This is a genomic window from Thiemannella venezuelensis, assembly GCF_014203605.1.
GTDB lineage: Bacteria > Actinomycetota > Actinomycetes > Streptosporangiales > Streptosporangiaceae > Planomonospora_A > Planomonospora_A venezuelensis.
The window spans coordinates 142,439-159,701 of the sequence record NZ_JACHJJ010000019.1 but is presented as its reverse complement, the minus strand read 5'-3'; the positions used below and the strand labels follow the sequence as shown (position 1 = coordinate 159,701).

Below are 17,263 nucleotides of genomic sequence, written 5' to 3'. Positions count from 1 at the left end.
TCAGCGCCCTTCCCCCAAAAGACGGAGACCCGCCTACGACCCAGGTCGCACGTCACCCGACGCTTACGCAGTGCTTACGCCCCCTACGGCACCCTGATTTCCGGGAGCACCCTCACGGGTGAGCAAAGGGAGAAACTCTTCAATGGCGGATCACAACGACACCGGGTCACGCGGCCCCGAGGACGCGCCGCGCGACCCGGAGGCCCGAGCCGACGACACCACCGAACTGCCGGCCCCCGGCCGGAACCAGGGCGAGAACCAGGAGCAGAGCAAGCACACCCCCGCGGACGACCCGCCCGCCCGGGAAACCACCGCCGCCCACGCCACGCCCGGCCCCTCCGCACCCGGCCCTGCCGGACCGCCCCCGCCCACCGGGCCGTACGGCCCCTACAGCCCCGGCGGCCCCGGCTGGAAAGCCCCCGGCTGGACCACGACCACCACGGCCACCGCAACCCAGCCACCGGCAACGGGCCGATACACCCGCCTCACCCGTGCCGCCCGCGGCAAACCCTTCCAGATCATCGCCGCAGCCCTCATCGGCGCCCTCCTCGGCGGCGGAACCGTCGCCGTCCTCGACCGGATCGGCGACCGCCACCGCGCCGGGCACATCGCCCACCGCATGGACGCCTACCGGACGGACGAACACCCCCGCCCCCAGGACGACCGCGGCCCCCTGCGCCAGCGCATCGACCCCGACGGCGAACGCGGCTACCGAGGGGAAGGCCCCCGCCTGCGCATGCCCCGCGGCGACATCTCCCAGGTGCCCCGCTTCTGCGAACCCATCGAGGGCGGCTTCAAATGCACCCTCCGCAGCCCGGAATCCGCCCCCACCACCCCGACACCATCCCCGACCCCCTGACCACCCGCTCCGGGAATCGGACCAGGAAGACGCGGAGAACCGAAGAAGACGACCACCGCATCGGCCGGTGACCCGAGAACGGGTCACCGGCCGATGCGTGTCAACTAGGGCTTGAAGTCGCGACCGTGCTCTTCATGTGGGCTCGCCAACGCCATCCCCTGCGGCAGAGCCGCGCAACGCGGTACTCTCGTCCGCCCCGGCGAACGCGATCGCATGCTCCTCTTCCAGATTCTTCTGCCGGAGAAGGCTAATTGCCTCGCGTATTACTGCGGATCGCGATGAGGCTTTGCTTTGGAGGCTGTATTGCCTGATGAATAAGTCGTCTTGCGGTGAAAAGGTTATGCTAGTGGTAGTCGACTTAAGCTTGACCGTATAATTTCTCGGAAACTTGTGGGGTTGGTGGGACTCGAACCCACGCTTTGCGCCCCCTAAAGACGCCGCCTCTGCCGCTGGGCTACAACCCCTATTCTTTCCTGCGAAATTTTCTGTCTGTGAACGGCAGTTCGGACAGAGGAATCGCAGGTTCTCTATTCTGTTGTCGAGCCAGTCGCCACTGATGTGGTCGACATGCAGTGTGAGGGGGTTGCCCTCCCACACGTCCTCGATCTTACATGCGCCGCAGCGGTAGGGCACGCCCGCTTCCTGAAGTGCTCGTCAGAGCAGGAGGGGACTGGTTCTGCGGGAGCCCTCCGGCTGCACGCGGAGGATCTCGGCTGGACGCAGGCGCCTCGACGACCGTCGTCCCCGGTTGTACGCCTGCCCCACGAAGTGGGAGGTGTCGATCCCGAAGCGCTTCAGTTGGCGGCTGATGTGCGCATGGTTGCCACCCGCAATGGTAATGCCGAGGTGGCGGAGGACGTCGTAGACGCCGAGGGAGTTGGCCGCCGCCTCGGCCAGCATTCCGGGGGTGTACCTGTATTTGGTCGGCATGCCCCGATCATATTGGTCGGGATGTCTCGGGGCCAGGGAATTCTTGTGTCGGTCATTGGGGCATGCGCAAGCCGTACTAAATGGTGAAAAATGGCATTCAGTCGAGTCCGAGCTCGCGGCGGAGGCGGGCGACGTGGCCGGTGGCCTTCACGTTGTAGAGGGCTTTCTCGATTTTTCCGTCGGGGTCGATGACGAAGGTGGAGCGGAGGACGCCGACGGTGGTCTTGCCGTACATGGTCTTCTCGCCGTAGGCGCCGTAGGCCTTGTGGACCTCCAGGCCGGGGTCGGACAGGAGGGGGAAGGTGAGGGCGTCGTGTTCGGTGAATTTGGCGAGTTTGGCGGGGGTGTCCTTGGAGACGCCGAGGACGGTGATGCCGGCGGCGGTGAGGGAGTCGAGGCTGTCGCGGAAGTCGCAGGCCTGCTTGGTGCAGCCGGGGGTCATGGCGGCGGGGTAGAAGTAGAGGATGACGCGTTGGCCGCGGTGGGTGTCCAGGGACACGGTGGTGCCGTCCGCGGCGGGGAGGGTGAAGTCTGGGGCGGCGTCGCCCGGTTCGAGTTTCATGATTTCCTCCATGGAATGGTTCCGGGGTCAACCTACCGGCCTGTCCGGAGTGTCGTCGGCGCGTGGGACCTGACAGACTGATCAATGTCAAGGGCGATGAGAGGAGAGCCATGGCGGACACCGATCCCGCGGAGTTGGAGCGGCGGATCGAGCGTACGCGTGCGGAGTTGGCCCGGACGGTCGACGCCATCGCGGACCGGGTGAGTCCGGGGAATGTCGCGCGGCGGACCGTCGCCAGGGCGGAGTCGAACGCGCGGGAGTTCGTGGTCTCTCTGGGGGAGCGGATCAGTGGTGCGGTGGGGGTCGCGCCGCGGCCGGTGAAGCCTGAGGGTGAGCCGGATGATCTGTGGGCGGGTGAGCGGCCGGGGTTGGCGCCGGTGCTGGTGGGTGTGGGTGCGGTGCTGGTGGTCGGGGCGGTGGTCGTGTTGTGGCGCCGTCGTCGCGGGTGACGTCGTCGTAGGTGGCGCTGTCGTAGGTGACGCCGTCGCGGGTGGCGCCGGGGGTCAGAGGAAGGTGCGGCCTTCGCCGCGGTAGGTGGGGACTTCGTCGACGGTCTGTTCGCCGTCGATGAGGTGGAGGGTGGCGAAGCGTTCGCAGAGTTCGCCTGCTTTGGCGTGACGGAACCAGACGCGGTCGCCGAGGCGGAGGTCTTCGGCGGCCTGGCCGGTGAGTGGGGTCTGGACTTCGCCGGCGCCTTCGTCGGAGGTGTAGCGCAGGCCGCAGGGCAGGTAGGGCTGGGGGAGCCGGTCGGGTCCGGGGGTGCCGGAGGCGATGTAGCCGCCGCCGAGGACGGTGACGGTGGCGGGGGCGGGGCGGCGGACGACGGGGAGGGCGAAGAGGGCGGCGGGGCGGCCGGTGTGGCCGCGGTAGAAGTCGAAGAGGCGGGGTTGGTAGAGGCCGGATCCGGCGGCGATCTCGGTGATGGCTTTTTCGCGGGTGGTGGTGGTGATGCTGCCGGTGCCGCCGCCGTTGACGAATTCGAGGTCGGCGAGTTGGCGGACGGCTTGGACGATGCGGCCTCTGCGCATGATGAGTTCCTGGCGGGAGCGGGCCTGCATCCAGCGGATGGCGTGGGTGAGGGCGGGTTTGCCGGGTGGGTTGTCGCCGACGCCGGCGATCTGTGCTTCGTAGGCCATGAGGCCGACGAGGCGGAGGCCGGGGCGTTTGGCGGTGTCGGCGGCGAGGTCGGCGGCCTGGTCGGGTTCGCGGACGGGGGAGCGGAGGGCGCCTGCGCGGAATTTTCCGCCGAGGGTGACGTATCCGGCGTCGATGTCGAGGCAGATGCGGATTTCGTGGCGGTTGCGGACGTCGGCGGTGGCCGATTCGATGAAGTCGAGGTGTTCGGAACGGTCCACCATGATGGTGATCTCTTGTGCGGCGCGGGGGTCGGCGGCGAGGGTGGCGAGTGCGGTGCGGTCGGCGGTGGGGTAGGCGACGAGGATGTCGCGTAGTCCGGTGGAGGCGAGCCAGAGGGCTTCGGGCAGGGTGAAGGCCATGATGCCGGTGAAGCCGTCCATGGCGAGGATGCGTTCGAGGACGGGTCGGGAGCGGATGGATTTGCTGGCGACGCGGATGGGTTTGCCGTGGGCGCGTCGTGTCATGTCGGTGGCGTTGGCGTGCAGTGCGGCGAGGTCGAGTACGGCGAAGGGGGGGTCGAGGTGTGCGGTGGCCCGGTCGTAGCGCTGGCGGTCGTCCATGGGGGCAGGATAACTTGTGCCCGAGATAATATGAGCCTTGTTCATGTTACTTGCCGGAGGTAAATTCTCCCGCCGGGGCGGTGCCGGGTTCGGGCAAGTCCCGGGGGCGCGTCTCCCCGCGGAGCCCCGCCGGGCACTAGACCTGACCGGGTGATGACTACTCTCCAGGGGACTCTGGCGGGGCCGGGCAGCGCCACGCTGGAAGAGCGCCCGCGCGCCGTCCGCCGCCGGTCGGTGCGGATGCTCCGGCCGACCCGGGCCCCGGCGGGCGTGGCGGTCGCGCTGACGGTCTCGGTGGCGTTGTCGGCGGCGGTGGGCGGGACGTTCGGCCTGCTGACGGGCTCGCCGTTCGGGCTGGTGCCGTACCAGAAGCTCGCGACCGGGGCCGGTGCGCTGAGCTGGTCGGATCCGGCGGTGGCGGGTGTCTCGGTGCTGCTGGTGGCGGGGGGCCTGCTGCTGGTGGCGCTGGCGGCGGTACCGGGGCGGACCCGGCTGGTGCCGCTGGAGACGGGCGACCCGCTGACGGTGATCGGACTGACCAGGACGGGGCTGCGCCGTACGCTCCGGGCCGCGGCCGAGTCGGTGGACGGGGTGGAGCGGGCGCGGGTGAGCCTGGGCCCCCGCCAGGTCGAGGTGGTCGTGATCACCGATGCGCAGCGGACCGGCCGGCTGCTGCGCCAGGTCGGCGCCGCGGTCGGGGACCGGCTGGGGGGCGTGGGGGCGATGTACGGCGGCGAGGTCGTGGTGCGGCTGCGCGGGCGGGGCAACTGATGAGGGCGTACCTGGGCAACCGGATCGGCCTGGCCGTCACCGGGACGGTGCTGGCGGGGGCCGGGCTGTACGGCTTCCTGCGCGGGCGGGGGGAGCTGTCCGGCCTCCGTCCCGAGGAACCGGTCCTGGACCGGGGGCTCCCCGCCCGGCTGGCGGAGGATCCGTGGCCGGGGTGGGTGGCCGCGCTAGTACTTGTAGTACTGGCGCTGGTATCCGTCCGGTGGCTGCTGTGCTCCCTGGGCTGGGGGCGGTGGGGCAGCCGGAGCGCGACCGGGACCGCGATGCTGGGCGTCGCGCTGAAAGAAGTCGAAGGACTCAGCCGGATCCGGGTCAGGGCCGTGGAAGGGGACCGGGTCCGGATCGCGGTGAGCTGCGAGCCCGGCGCCGATGTCGGCGCCCTGGTGACGCGGATGAACAAGGACGCCGTCGACAGGGTCCGCAGGACGCTTGGGGACGAGCGGCTGGGGGCGCTGGTCCGCCTGCACGTCCGCCGTCGCTGACGCTGCGCCGTGCGGCGCGGGCATCGGCATGGGGACCGGCTCGGGTTCCCGCGCCGCGGCGGCGTCCGGGTGCTCCTTCCGGGTCCCGTACGGCCTGCGCGGGCCGAAGGCCAGTCCGGCGGCCAGGCAGGCCAGCGGTACGGCGGGCACCACGTAGCGGTGGTCGAAGGCCGCGATGAACATGGGCAGTGCGATCAGCATGACGGCGGCCGCCCACGGTGCCAGCACCGCGCCGCCCAGGGCCCAGCGGTCCCGTCCGGTCGGCGGGGCGGTGTCGCGGTGGGCTCCCGCTCCGGGCGGGGGCCGGTCGCCGTCGTCCCCGGTCCGGGGGGAGGGCTCGGCGAAGGGGCCCTCGGCGGAGAGCCGCAGGCGGGTGAGGACGCCGATCAGGCCGATGAGGAGGATGACGGCGAGGAAGGGGCCGCGCAGGAACCCGTGTTCCTGGTAGGCGCGGAGCCAGCCCGCGTAGGGGTCGGTGAGGTGGAGGTCGCCGGGCTCGCCCTGGTAGGCGAGGGCGATCTCCTCGGCGCTCCGGCCGCGGGAGGCGGTGCCGTCGGGCAGGGAGGCGGCCGCGTCGGGGAAGACGTAGGCGCTCTGGTCGCCTTCGGTCGGGTAGACGCGGCGGTTCCAGTCGAAGACGTACGCGAGGTCGGTCAGGCCGGCCCGGAGGAAGTCCAGGGGCTGCGCGGTGATGGCCTGGACGGCGAAGTCGCCGGCGAGGGCGTCGCGTTCGGCCCAGCTTCCCTTGATCTTGCTGATGGGGGAGTCGGCGCCCCAGATGTAGACGGGGGGCGGTTGCCGGGCGCTCAGCGGCTCGGTGGGGCAGAGCGCGGCCTCCGGGCCGGTGGGCAGGACCTTCGCGCAGTCGGCGAAGGTCATGGTGCGTGCCCACAGGAAGGTGCTGCCCCGGGTGAGGCCGTACTCGCCGTGCTCGGACTTGAACCAGGCGGCGTATCCGCCGAGGACGAGGGCGCTCGCGGTCGCGGTGGCCAGCAGTGCCCGCCAGCCGGCCCGGCGCAGGGCCAGGCAGAGCAGGACGACGGCGATCAGCGGCAGTCCGATGGTCCGGGTGGTGGTGGCCGCGGCCAGCAGGAGGCCGGCGAGCAGGGCGGCCCAGGCGGGCGGGCGGCGGCGCCAGAGCAGCAGGGTGACCGCCAGCACGACGAGGAACTGGAAGGGCAGGTCGGCCATGACGAGGTGTTCGAGCTGGATCTGGTGGGCGTCCAGCAGGATGGGGAGGGTGGCGAGCGTCGCGCCCCAGCCGGGCAGGGCGGCCAGGCGGCGCAGGAGCAGGTAGACGCAGCCGGCGGTGGTCAGGCCGAGCAGGTGCTGGGCCACGGCGACGGCCTGGACGCTCTCCAGGGGGCCCAGGAGCCACAGGAACAGCGAGTAGCCCGAGGGGCGTGACTCCATGGGCCGGGGGTCGAGCGCGGTGCCGAGGTAGGAGAAGGAGTCGGCCCAGAACCACAGGGCGGGCCGGTATCCCAGTACGGCCAGGGCGCGCAGGGCTCCGCCGGCCAGCAGGGCGGCGGCGAAGAGCCAGTGCCTGCGGAGGAAGCGGGCCACCGGGTGGGCTCCCGTCGTCACCGGGACCTCCTGAGCTATGAACGGGTCACAAACGATATCGGGAGGACCGCACAGCCTTGTACGGGATCGCGAACTTTGTTCGCCTGCCGGGGCCGTCGGGGCGGGTCAGCACTCGATGACGTTGACGGCCAGGCCGCCGCGGCTGGTCTCCTTGTACTTGTCGAGCATGTCGCGGCCGGTGTCGCGCATCGTCTTGATCGCCTTGTCGAGTGAGACGAAGTGGCGGCCGTCGCCGCGCAGCGCCATCCGGGCGGCGGTGATGGCCTTGATCGAGGCGAGCGCGTTGCGCTCGATGCACGGGATCTGGACCAGGCCGCCGATGGGGTCGCAGGTCAGGCCCAGGTTGTGCTCGATGCCGATCTCGGCGGCGTTCTCCACCTGCTCGGGGGTGCCGCCCAGCACCTCGGTGAGCCCGGCGGCGGCCATCGAGCAGGCCGAGCCGACCTCGCCCTGGCAGCCGACCTCGGCGCCGGAGATGGAGGCGTTCTCCTTGAACAGCACGCCGATCGCGCCGGCGGTGAGCAGGAAGCGGACCACTCCGTCGTCGTCGGCCTTGCGCACGAACCGGTCGTAGTAGGTGAGCACGGCCGGGACGATGCCGGCCGCGCCGTTGGTGGGGGCGGTGACGATCCGGCCGCCGGCGGCGTTCTCCTCGTTGACGGCGAGGGCGAAGAGGGTGACCCAGTCCACGGTCTGCAGGGAGTCCTTCTCCTGGGACTCGGCCTGGAGCTGCCGGTGGAGCTGGTGGGCGCGGCGGCGGACCTTGAGCCCGCCGGGGAGCACGCCCTCCTTGGAGATGCCCCGCTCGACGCACTCGGACATGACCTGCCACAGGTGCAGCAGCCCGGAGCGGATGTCGGCCTCGGTGCGGCCGAAGGCCTTCTCGTTCTCCAGCATCAGGCCGGAGATCGACAGGCCGGTCTCGCGGCAGTGGGCGAGCAGTTCGGCGGCGGTGGTGAAGGGGTGGGGCAGGGCGGTGTCGTCGGCCTTGATGCGGTCGGCGCCGGTGGCGTTCTCGTCCACGACGAAGCCGCCGCCGACGGAGTAGTAGACCTTCTCCCGCAGGGTCTCCCCGTGCTCGTCGAGGGCGGTGAAGCGCATGCCGTTCGGGTGGCCGGGCAGCGAGATCTTGCGTTCGAAGACGAGGTCCTCGCCGACGACGAAGGGGATCTCGCGGGAGCCGTACAGGCGGACGGTGCCGGAGGCCTTCATGGCGGCCAGCCGGTCCTCGACGGTGTCGACGTCGACGAGCTCGGGCTTCTCGCCGGACAGGCCGAGCAGGACGGCCTTGTCGCTGCCGTGGCCCTTGCCGGTGAGGCCGAGGGAGCCGTAGAGGACGGCCTCGACCCGGGCGGTCTTGTCCAGCAGGCCGTCGTGGTCGAGGCCGCGGGCGAACTTGTGGGCGGCGGCCATCGGCCCGCCGGTGTGGGAGCTGGAGGGGCCGATGCCGACCTTGAAGAGGTCGAAGACGCTGATCGCCATTGATCTTGGTCCTTCGCGTCGCCGTGACCGTGCGCGCGGTGGCGTGCACGGTCACGGCACAAGAGGGGAAATATCAGGATTCGCCCGAGGTGAGGGCGGTGTACTCCTCGGCGGAGAGGAGGTCGTCGGCGTCGCCCTCCAGGCGGACGCGGAACAGCCAGCCTTCGCCGTACGGGTCGTTGTTGACCAGTGAGGGGTCGTCCACGACGGCGGCGTTGACCTCGACGACCTCGCCGCTCACGGGCGCGTAGATGTCGCTCACCGACTTGGTCGACTCGACCTCGCCGACCGCCTCGCCGGCGGTGATCGCGGCGCCGGGCTCGGGGGTGATCTGCACGTAGACCACGTCACCGAGCGCCTCGGCGGCGTAGGCGGTGATGCCCACGGTGAGGGTCAGGCCGTCGTCGACGCCCGCGACCCACTCGTGCTCCTTGGTGTAGTGCAGTTCGTCGGGAATGCTGCTCACTTGTTCCTCCTGTAGAAAGGCAGGTCGACAACCTCGACCGGCTCATGGCTGCCCCGGATGTCCACCGACAGGTCCTCTGCCCGGTCGCCGCCGACGTAGGCCGTGTCGACGTAGGCCATGGCGACGGGCCTGCCCAGCGACTGGGAGGGCGCCCCGCTGGTGACCTCGCCGACGACCGCGCCGCCGGCGGCCACGACCGGGTAGCCGTGCCGGGGCACCCGGCGGCCGGTGGCGACCAGGCCCACCAGGCGTCGGGAGGGCGGGAGGTCCTTGAGGGGTTCCAGGGCGGACCGGCCGACGAAGTCGCCCGGCTTGTCGAACCTCACCACACGGCCGAGGCCCGCGTCGAACGGGGTGAGATCGGCCGAGAGCTCGTTGCCGTACAGCGGCATGCCCGCCTCCAGGCGGAGGGTGTCGCGCGCCGACAGCCCGGCCGGGCGCAGGCCGTACGGCTCGCCGGCCTCGGTGAGCGCGGCCCAGAGCGGCTCGGCGTCGGCCGCGTCGACGAACAGCTCGAAGCCGTCCTCGCCGGTGTAGCCGGTGCGGGCGATGAGCGCGGGGCGGCCGGCGACGGTGGCGGGCAGGCCCGCGTAGTACTTCAGGCCGGGCAGGTCGGCGTCGGTGAGCGCGGCGAGGATCTCCTGCGAGCGGGGCCCCTGGACGGCGACGAGCGCGTACCGGTCGGAGCGGTCGTCGACGGCGGCGTCGAACGCCTCGGCGCGCTCGGTGAGCTCCGCGGCGACCGCGGGGTAGTTGGAGGCGTTGGCGACGACCATGAACTCCTCCGGCGCGAGGCGGTAGACGATCAGGTCGTCCAGCACGCCGCCCCGGGCGTTCACGATCATCGTGTAGCGGGCGCGGCCGGGCTCCAGCGCGGAGAGGTGGCCGACGAGCGCGTGGTCGAGCGCCTCGCCGGCCTGCGGCCCGGTGACGAAGATCTCGCCCATGTGGGACAGGTCGAACAGGCCCGCCGCCTGGCGGACCGCGTTGTGCTCGACGGACTCGCTGCCGTAGCGCAGCGGCATCAGCCAGCCGGCGAAGTCGGTCAGCGTCGCGCCGAGGGCCTCGTGGACGCCGCGCAGCGGTGTGGGTCGGGACATGTTCGCACCTCAGACAGGGGTCGGATGAGAGCATCCTCCCCCTCTGTCATGGTTGCCTGAGAGCTTCACCCGGTTTTTGCCGGACTTTCACCTTCGGCGAGGCCGCGGAGGCCTGCTTTCCAGAGGGCACCTACCCGCACGGTCCTTTGCCTTGAGAGGTTCGCGGGGAGGGCTTGCTCCTTCAGGGGTCCTGGCCTGGCTGTCAGGACGCTCTCCCGCACGGGTTCATCGGTGTCGCGGTCAGCCTAACGGCCCCGGCCCACTGAGCGAAATCCCCCGGGGCGGAGCGGCGCCGCGCCGTCCCTCCCGGCCGGGGTCAGGCCCCCGCGCGCAGGTCCTCCCCGGCGGGGCCGCCGTCCTGCTCGCCGGGCCGTACGGCGTGCACGTCCCCGGCGCGCGCGGCCGACGCGGCCAGGCGCTCCTCCGCGCCGTCGACGATCTGCAGGTCGGCCCGGGTGTGCGCGATGGCCGCGTCGACGAGCAGGGCGACCAGCGGGTCGTCCTGCTCGCGGCGGAGCCGGGTCAGCCCGGCCAGGTCCGACAGGTAGGCCTGGCGCTGCGCGGACACGAACGCGGCCAGGGTCTCCGTGCCGAGCCGGGCGCCGGCGAGCAGCTTGAGGAACAGCTCGTCGCGGAAGCCCGCCGAGCGGGCCCAGGGCGCCACCGCCCACTCCCGCAGCTCTCCGGCGCCCGCCTCGGTCAGCCGGTAGAGCGTCTTGTCCGGGCGGTCGCTCTGGGCGACGTGGCTGCGGGTCACGTGGCCGTCCCTGACCAGCCGCTCCAGGATCTGGTACAGGTGGCCGATGTTGAGGCCGCCCCACTGCGGGCCGACGGCCGACTCGAACCGCGTCTTGAGTTCGTAGCCGTGGCTGGGCCCGTCGGCCAGTAGGGCGAGTACGGCGTGGCTGAGCGGCATGCTCCCTACATTGTCACAGACCAAGGGCTTCCCGGGAGTCCATACATTGTGACAATGTATGGATCATGGGCGTTGAAGTCGGTGTGCGGGGCGTCAGCCGCACATATGGATCGAGCAAGGCGCTGGACGAGGTCACCCTGGAGATCGAGGCCGGCCAGGCGGTCGCCCTCATGGGGCCCTCCGGAGCGGGCAAGTCCACGCTGCTCCACCTCGTCGGGGCGATGGACCTCCCCGACGGAGGCGAGGTGCACGTCGGCGGCGAGCGCGTCGACACGCTGAGACGCCGGGGCCTCGACCGGCACCGGCGCCGGGTCGGCTTCGTCTTCCAGCGCTTCCACCTGCTGCCCGCCCTCAGCGTGCTCGACAACGTGCTCGCCCCGGTGCTCCCGCGCCGGGTGGACTTCGACCGCCGGGCGCGGGCCCGGGAACTGCTGGAGGCGGTCGGGCTGGCCGGCCGGGAGCGGGCGCTGCCCGGCGAGCTCTCCGGCGGCCAGCAGCAGCGGGTGGCCGTCGCCCGGGCGCTGATCTGCCACCCGCCCCTGCTCCTGGCCGACGAGCCGACCGGAAACCTCGACAGCGTCACCGGCCAGGAGATCGTGGACCTGCTGTTCACGCTCCGGGAGGAGTACGGCATGACCATGCTGGTCGCCACGCACAACCCGGAGGTGGCGGCGGCGTGCGACCGGGTGGTGCGGATGCGCGACGGCCGGATCATCGGCGACGACCGCGTGACGCCCGCCGAGAACGTGCTCGACCGGATCGGCAGGCTCGGATGACGCGCCTGGTCTGGTCCCAGCTCCGGCACCGGCTCGGCCGGGCCCTGGTGCTGCTGCTCGGCGTCGTGGTCGCGGCCACCGCCTTCACCGTGCTGACCGGGACCGCCGAGACCCAGCGCCTGGAGATCGCCGGCACGGTCGAGGAGAACTTCCGCTCGCAGTACGACATCCTGGTCCGCCCGAAGGGCTCGGCCACGGTCCTGGAGCGCTCGCAGGGGCTGGTCCGCGCCAACTACCTGTCGGGCATCTTCGGCGGGATCAGCATGGAGCAGTACGAGAAGGTCAAGCGGATCAACGGCGTCGACGTCGCCGCCCCCATCGCCATGATCGGGTACGTCATGCAGGGCGGGACCGAGGCGATCGACGTGACCGACCTGCTGCACGAGGGCGACCGCACCCTGTTCCGGGTGGAGCGCACCCGGGTCACCGACCGCGGCCTCACCCGGATCCCGTTCCGGCAGCCGCAGTACGAGTACGTCACCCGCCGTCCGATCAAGATCGACTTCAGCGAGCTCAAGCGGAGGAACACCACTTTCGTCATGGGGGCCGAGGAGGTGCTCCCCGGCGACCGGCGGGCCTCGCTGAAGACCTCGCTCGGCTGGTCGGAGGACCCCGCGAAGGCGAGCCCCTTCCCCTCCGAGGGGACGCTCCCGGTCGTCCACCACTGGTCGTTGAAGACCGGCTGGGGGGAGTTCAACCCCGAGGACGCGGGTCTGCGGCTCGGGCGGGCCTCCGTCCCGATCGACCAGGAGTTCCCGTTTCTGCTCGCCGCCGTCGACCCGGAGGCGGAGGCGAGGCTGACCGGGCTGGACCGGGCGGTGGTGGAGGGGCGCTACCTCAAGAACGACACGCCCGAGGAGGTCTCCAGCGAGGTCAAGCTGCTCGCCTCGTCCGTGCCCTACGCCGACCAGCAGGACGAGATCGTGATCCGCAGACTGTCCGAGGAGGCGGCGGAGAAGGTCGTCGAAGGTGTTCCGGCCCGGAAGTTCCTGCCCTACCTGGACGCGAACCGGGGCGAGGAGGTCAGGCGGACGACCATCGACGCCGGGCAGGTCTACGAGAAGCTGCTCAGATACTGGTCGGACATCCCCCAGGGGCGGTACTGGTCGCTGAAGCGGTACTGGACGTCGGAGCCGACCGAGTACCGCGAGCAGGGCGGGCGCAGACTCGCCGCCCTGCCGGTGCGCAACACCCTGGAGGCCTGGAAGAACCCGCACGCCGATCTGGAGTGGGGGGACGACATCCCGGTCGCACCCGTGGGGGCGGTCGACACCCAGTTCCGCGGGCTGACCCCCAGAACGGTCGAGGGCATGATCACCGACGGTCTCACCAGCCGCGTCGTCGGCCGGTTCGACCCCCGTAAGCTCCCCGGGTTCAGCGAGCTGACCCGGCTGCCGATGGAGACCTACAACCCGCCCGTCGCCAGGCCCGGCGACGCGCGCACCGCCGGGCTGCTCGGGAACCGGAGCCTGCTGCCCAACGACAATGTGGCCGGCTACCTCCAGGCCCCGCCGCTGCTGCTGGCCAACCTCCAGGCACTGGAGCAGATCGCGAGGATGACCGAGGGACGGCCCACGGTGAAGGCCCCGCTGAGCGTGATCCGGGTGCGGGTCTCCGGCGTCGTGGGGACCGACCCGGTCAGCCGGGAGCGGATCAGCCAGGTCGCCCGGGAGATCGTCGCCGCCACCGGGCTGGAGGTGGACATCACGATCGGCTCCTCGCCCTCCCCGGTCACGGTCGAGCTGCCCGCCGGGTCCTTCGGGCGGCCCGCGCTCACCCTGGCGGAGGACTGGGTGAACAAGGGCGTCGCCTACCGGATCCTCAACGCCGCCGACCGCAAGTCGCTCGTGCTGTTCACGCTGGTCCTGGCCGTGTGCGGGCTGTTCGTGCTGAACGGCGCGGCGGCGGCCGTCCGGGCCCGGCGGGCCGAGCTGGGTGTGCTGGCCTGCCTGGGCTGGTCGCGGCCGAAACTGTTCGGGACCGTGCTGGCCGAGGTCGGGCTGGTCGGCCTGCTGGCGGGTACGGCCTCGGCCGCGCTGGCCGGGCCGGTCGCGGCGTGGGCGGGGGTGGCCCCGCCGGGGGACCGGATCTGGCTGGCGGTTCCCGCGGCGGTGGCGCTGGCCCTGCTGGCGGGGCTGGTCCCGGCCTGGCGGGCCTCGCGGGTGCCGCCCGCGGAGGCGGTGCGCCCCGCCGTACGGCTGCCGCGCCGGGCCCGTTCGCCGCGCGGGACGGCCGGGCTCGCGGTGGCCGGGCTGGCCCGGGTCCCCGGCCGGACCCTGCTGGGCGCGGCGACGCTCGCGGTCGCCGTCTTCGGGCTGACCGTGCTGCTCGGCGTCACCCACGGCTTCCGGGGCCGGGTGGTGGGCTCGCTGCTCGGCGACGCCATCGTGGTCCAGGCCCGCCCGGCCGACTACGCGGCGGTCGCGGTGATGTTCGCGCTGGCCGCGCTGGCCGTGGCCGACGTGCTCTACCTCGGCGTGCGCGAGCGCGACGCGGAGCTGGCGGCGCTGCGCGGGTCCGGCTGGTCGGGCGGGGCGCTGGCCCGCCTGATCGTGCTGGAGGGGGCCGGGGTCGGGCTGCTCGGCGCGCTGAGCGGGGCGGTCGCCGGGACGGCGGCGTCGTTCGCGCTGGCGGGCGAGCTGCCGCCCGCGGTGGCCTACGGGGCGCTGGCCGCGGCGGGAGCCGCCGTCGTGCTGGCCGCCCTCGCCTCGGCCGCCCCCGCCCTCCTCGTCCAGCGCCTCCCCCTGGCGCGCATCCTCGCCCAGGAGTGAAACGGAGGAGGACCCGCCGGCGGGGAGCGGCGTCAGCGGCGGGCGCGGTCGACCAGGGCGGCGAACAGGGCGCACTCGTCGTCGGCCTCCGGGTGCCACTGCACCGCGCAGGCAAAGGGGTGACCGGCCAGCTCCACGGCCTCGACCGTGCCGTCCTCGGCGTGGGCGGTCGCGGTCAGGCCGTCGCCCAGCCGGTCGGCCGACTGGTGGTGGTAGTGGGCCACGTCGGCGCTCCCGGCGCCGAGGATCTCCTCCATCCGGCTGCCCGGCGCGAGCCGTACCGGCAGGCGGCCGAACCGGCCCGGGGCCGGGGCGTGGCCGTCGTGGCCGACCAGGTCGGGCACGTGCTGGTGCAGGGTGCCGCCCAGCACCGTGTTGAGGACCTGCAGGCCCCGGCAGACGCCCAGGAACGGCAGCCCCGTGTCGAGGGCCGCCTGGACCAGCCCCAGTTCGGCGTCGTCGCGGAATCCCCGGATGTAGCCGGTCCTCTCGTGGGGCGGCTCGCCGTACCGGGCCGGGTCGAGGTCGCCGCCCCCGGCCACGATCAGCCCGTCCAGCCGCCCGGCCAGCGCGGCCGGGTCGCCCGCCGGGGGCAGGATCACCGGCTGGCCGCCCGCGCGGGCCACGTGCTCGACGTAGCCGTACGGCAGCAGCGCGGCGGTCATGTCCCAGACCGTGAAGCGCGCGGGCTCGACATAGCAGGTGATGCCGATGACGGGACGGGACACGGCTACAGGGGGGTGACGTAGGCGCCGGAGATGCCCCCGTCCACCAGGAACTCCGAGCCGGTGATGAAGCTCGCGTCGTCGGAGGCGAGGAACGCCACCGCGGCGGCGATCTCGGACGCCTCGGCGAACCGGCCGAGCGGGATGTGCACCAGGCGGCGCTGGGCCCGCTCCGGGTCCTTGGCGAACAGCTCCTGCAGCAGCGGCGTGTTCACCGGTCCCGGGCAGAGCGCGTTGACCCGGATGCCCTCCCGGGCGAACTGCACGCCCAGCTCCCGGGACATCGCCAGCACCCCGCCCTTGGAGGCGGTGTAGGAGATCTGGGAGGTCGCCGAGCCCATCACCGCCACGAACGAGGCGGTGTTGATGATCGACCCCCTGCCCTGCCGCCGCATGTAGGGGATCACGTGCTTGCAGCACAGGTAGACGCTGGTCAGGTTGACCTCCTGGACCCGGCGCCAGGCGTCGATGCCGGTCTCCAGGATGGAGTCGTCGTCCGGCGGGGAGATGCCCGCGTTGTTGAAGGCGATGTCCACGCCGCCGTAGGCGTCGAAGGCCGCCTGGTACATCCGGGCGACGTCGTCCTCGCTGGTGACGTCCGCCTTCACGAACAGGCCGCCCACCTCGGCGGCGGCCTTCGCCCCGGCCGTCTCGTCGACGTCGGCGCACACCACCCTGGCGCCCTCCCGGGCGAAGCGGTGCGCGGTGGCCAGGCCGATCCCGCTGCCCGCCCCGGTGATGACGGCCACCCGGTCCTGCAGACGCTGCATTGCCCCTCACTCCTCCGAAATGAAGACGTTCTTGGTCTCGGTGAACGCCGACAGGGCGTCGGGGCCCAGTTCGCGGCCGAGTCCCGACTGCTTGAAACCGCCGAACGGGGTCCAGTAGCGCACCGACGAGTGGGAGTTCACGCTCAGGTTCCCCGCCTCGACGGCCCGCGCCACCCGCAGCGCCCGCCCGACGTCGCGGGTCCAGATCGACCCGCTCAGGCCGTAGCGGGTGTCGTTGGCGAGCCGTACGGCCTCCGCCTCCCCGTCGAACGGCGCCACCGACACCACCGGGCCGAAGATCTCCTCGGTGAACGCCGGGTCGGTCACCTCCGGGGTCAGCACCGTCGGCGGGAACCAGAAACCCGGCCCGGACGGGCACGAGCCCTGCAGGTACGGCGTGCCGGTGACGAAGGACGCCACCCGGTCCCGGTGCGCGGCGCTGATCAGCGGGCCCATCTCGACGGCCTCGTCGAGCGGGTCGCCGACCTTCACGCCGAGCACCGCCTCCGAGAGCCGCTCCATGAACTCGTCGTAGACGGAACGCTCCACCAGGATCCGGGAGCGCGCGCAGCAGTCCTGGCCCGCGTTGTCGAAGACCGCGTACGGCGCCGTGGCGGCGGCCTTCGCGAGGTCGGCGTCGGCGAAGACGAGGTTGGCGCTCTTGCCGCCGAGCTCCAGGGTGAGCCGCTTGACCTGCCCGGCGCACGTCGCGGCGATCTGCTTGCCCACCTCGGTCGAGCCGGTGAACACGATCTTCGCGACGTCCGGGTGCCCGACGAGCCGGGCGCCCGCCGTCTCGCCCTCGCCCGGCACCACCTGGAGCACGCCCTCGGGGATGCCCGCCTCCAGAGCCAGCTCGGCCAGGCGCAGCGCGGTCAGCGGCGTCTGCTCGGCGGGCTTGACGACCACCGTGTTGCCCGCCGCCAGCGCCGGGGCGACCCCCCAGGTCATGATGACCATCGGGAAGTTCCACGGCACGATCACGCCGACCACGCCCAGCGGCTCGGCGAACGTGACGTCCAGCCCGCCGGGCACCGGGATCTGCTTGCCGTGGTCGCGCTCGGGCGCGCCGGCGTAGAAGTCCAGCACGTCGCGGACGTTGCCCGCCTCCCAGCGGGCGTTGCCGGCCGTGTGGCCCGCGTTGGCGGTCTCCAGGGCGGCCAGCTCCGCCGCACGGGCGTCCACCAGCGCCGCGAACCGGCGCAGCAGCCGGGCGCGGTCGCCGGGCGCCACCTTCCGCCAGGCGGTGAACGCCGCCCTGGCCCGCGCCACCGCGCGGTCCACCTCGGCCGCGTCGGCGGCCTCCACCTCGGCGACGACCTCCTCGGTCGCCGGATTGACGATCTTCATG

16 protein-coding genes, 1 tRNA gene and 2 riboswitches are annotated in these 17,263 nt (G+C 72.2%); of the genes, 5 read left to right on the top strand and 12 right to left on the bottom strand.

The window, feature by feature from the left end; translation table 11 throughout:
• Positions 1–142 precede the first annotated feature (142 nt).
• Complete coding sequence (locus tag FHS22_RS25510; RefSeq protein WP_184945584.1) at positions 143–859, top strand: hypothetical protein; 717 nt, start codon at positions 143–145, stop codon at positions 857–859.
• Between the two features lie 391 nt (positions 860–1,250).
• Here the strand turns inward: FHS22_RS25510 and FHS22_RS25505 are convergent.
• The 3 genes from FHS22_RS25505 to bcp form a co-directional block, all read right to left on the bottom strand.
• Positions 1,251–1,323: transfer RNA gene (locus FHS22_RS25505), tRNA-Leu, on the bottom strand.
• A gap of 190 nt (positions 1,324–1,513) precedes the next feature.
• Positions 1,514–1,789 carry a hypothetical protein gene (locus tag FHS22_RS37440; protein WP_221474078.1) on the bottom strand — a complete coding sequence of 92 codons (276 nt, stop codon included), beginning with the start codon at positions 1,787–1,789 and terminating at the stop codon, positions 1,514–1,516.
• A gap of 97 nt (positions 1,790–1,886) precedes the next feature.
• Positions 1,887–2,363 (bottom strand): thioredoxin-dependent thiol peroxidase, encoded by a 477-nt coding sequence (bcp, locus tag FHS22_RS25495; RefSeq protein WP_184945583.1) that lies wholly within the window; start codon positions 2,361–2,363, stop codon positions 1,887–1,889.
• A 98-nt stretch (positions 2,364–2,461) separates the two neighbouring features.
• On the opposite strand from bcp, the gene FHS22_RS25490 reads away from it, so the two are divergent.
• Positions 2,462–2,800, top strand: coding sequence for a DUF3618 domain-containing protein (locus FHS22_RS25490; RefSeq protein ID WP_184945582.1), 339 nt, complete (start codon positions 2,462–2,464; stop codon positions 2,798–2,800).
• A 54-nt stretch (positions 2,801–2,854) separates the two neighbouring features.
• Here FHS22_RS25490 and FHS22_RS25485 read toward each other — a convergent pair whose 3' ends face one another.
• Positions 2,855–4,048, bottom strand: coding sequence for an amino acid deaminase/aldolase (locus tag FHS22_RS25485; protein ID WP_184945581.1), 1,194 nt, complete (start codon positions 4,046–4,048; stop codon positions 2,855–2,857).
• 153 nt (positions 4,049–4,201) lie between these two features.
• Between FHS22_RS25485 and FHS22_RS25480 the strand changes: the two genes are divergently transcribed.
• Complete coding sequence (locus tag FHS22_RS25480; protein WP_184945580.1) at positions 4,202–4,819, top strand: DUF6286 domain-containing protein; 618 nt, start codon at positions 4,202–4,204, stop codon at positions 4,817–4,819.
• Positions 4,820–5,004: 185 nt separating this feature from the next.
• On the opposite strand, the gene FHS22_RS25475 is transcribed toward FHS22_RS25480, so the two are convergent.
• The 5 genes from FHS22_RS25475 to FHS22_RS25455 form a co-directional block, all read right to left on the bottom strand.
• Positions 5,005–6,906 carry a hypothetical protein gene (locus FHS22_RS25475; RefSeq protein WP_184945579.1) on the bottom strand — a complete coding sequence of 634 codons (1,902 nt, stop codon included), beginning with the start codon at positions 6,904–6,906 and terminating at the stop codon, positions 5,005–5,007.
• Between the two features lie 105 nt (positions 6,907–7,011).
• Positions 7,012–8,388, bottom strand: a complete 1,377-nt coding sequence (locus tag FHS22_RS25470) for an L-serine ammonia-lyase (RefSeq protein ID WP_184945578.1) — start codon at positions 8,386–8,388, stop codon at positions 7,012–7,014.
• A gap of 73 nt (positions 8,389–8,461) precedes the next feature.
• Positions 8,462–8,854 (bottom strand): glycine cleavage system protein GcvH, encoded by a 393-nt coding sequence (gene gcvH / locus FHS22_RS25465; protein ID WP_184945577.1) that lies wholly within the window; start codon positions 8,852–8,854, stop codon positions 8,462–8,464.
• Complete coding sequence (gene gcvT, locus FHS22_RS25460) at positions 8,851–9,954, bottom strand: glycine cleavage system aminomethyltransferase GcvT (protein WP_184945576.1); 1,104 nt, start codon at positions 9,952–9,954, stop codon at positions 8,851–8,853. Before gcvT ends, gcvH begins: the two co-directional genes overlap by 4 nt.
• Positions 9,955–9,987: 33 nt before the next feature.
• A riboswitch (glycine riboswitch) is annotated at positions 9,988–10,083 on the bottom strand.
• Positions 10,084–10,182: riboswitch (glycine riboswitch) on the bottom strand.
• Between the two features lie 88 nt (positions 10,183–10,270).
• Positions 10,271–10,870 (bottom strand): PadR family transcriptional regulator, encoded by a 600-nt coding sequence (locus tag FHS22_RS25455; protein ID WP_184945575.1) that lies wholly within the window; start codon positions 10,868–10,870, stop codon positions 10,271–10,273.
• A gap of 65 nt (positions 10,871–10,935) precedes the next feature.
• Here FHS22_RS25455 and FHS22_RS25450 point away from each other — a divergent pair, with 65 nt between their 5' ends.
• Both FHS22_RS25450 and FHS22_RS25445 read left to right on the top strand, forming a co-directional pair.
• Positions 10,936–11,646 (top strand): ABC transporter ATP-binding protein, encoded by a 711-nt coding sequence (locus FHS22_RS25450; RefSeq protein ID WP_184945574.1) that lies wholly within the window; start codon positions 10,936–10,938, stop codon positions 11,644–11,646.
• Positions 11,643–14,417, top strand: a complete 2,775-nt coding sequence (locus FHS22_RS25445) for an FtsX-like permease family protein (RefSeq protein ID WP_184945573.1) — start codon at positions 11,643–11,645, stop codon at positions 14,415–14,417. The genes FHS22_RS25450 and FHS22_RS25445 overlap by 4 nt, the downstream gene beginning before the upstream one ends.
• A gap of 32 nt (positions 14,418–14,449) precedes the next feature.
• On the opposite strand, the gene FHS22_RS25440 is transcribed toward FHS22_RS25445, so the two are convergent.
• The 3 genes from FHS22_RS25440 to FHS22_RS25430 are packed head-to-tail and all read right to left on the bottom strand — an operon-like array spanning position 14,450 to position 17,262.
• The gene (locus tag FHS22_RS25440; protein ID WP_184945572.1) at positions 14,450–15,145 is read right to left on the bottom strand and encodes a gamma-glutamyl-gamma-aminobutyrate hydrolase family protein; all 696 of its coding nucleotides are present in this window, start codon (positions 15,143–15,145) and stop codon (positions 14,450–14,452) included.
• Positions 15,146–15,147: 2 nt separating this feature from the next.
• Positions 15,148–15,912, bottom strand: coding sequence for a 3-oxoacyl-ACP reductase (locus tag FHS22_RS25435; RefSeq protein ID WP_184945571.1), 765 nt, complete (start codon positions 15,910–15,912; stop codon positions 15,148–15,150).
• A gap of 6 nt (positions 15,913–15,918) precedes the next feature.
• Positions 15,919–17,262, bottom strand: coding sequence for an aldehyde dehydrogenase family protein (locus FHS22_RS25430; protein ID WP_184945569.1), 1,344 nt, complete (start codon positions 17,260–17,262; stop codon positions 15,919–15,921).
• Position 17,263 lies beyond the last annotated feature (1 nt).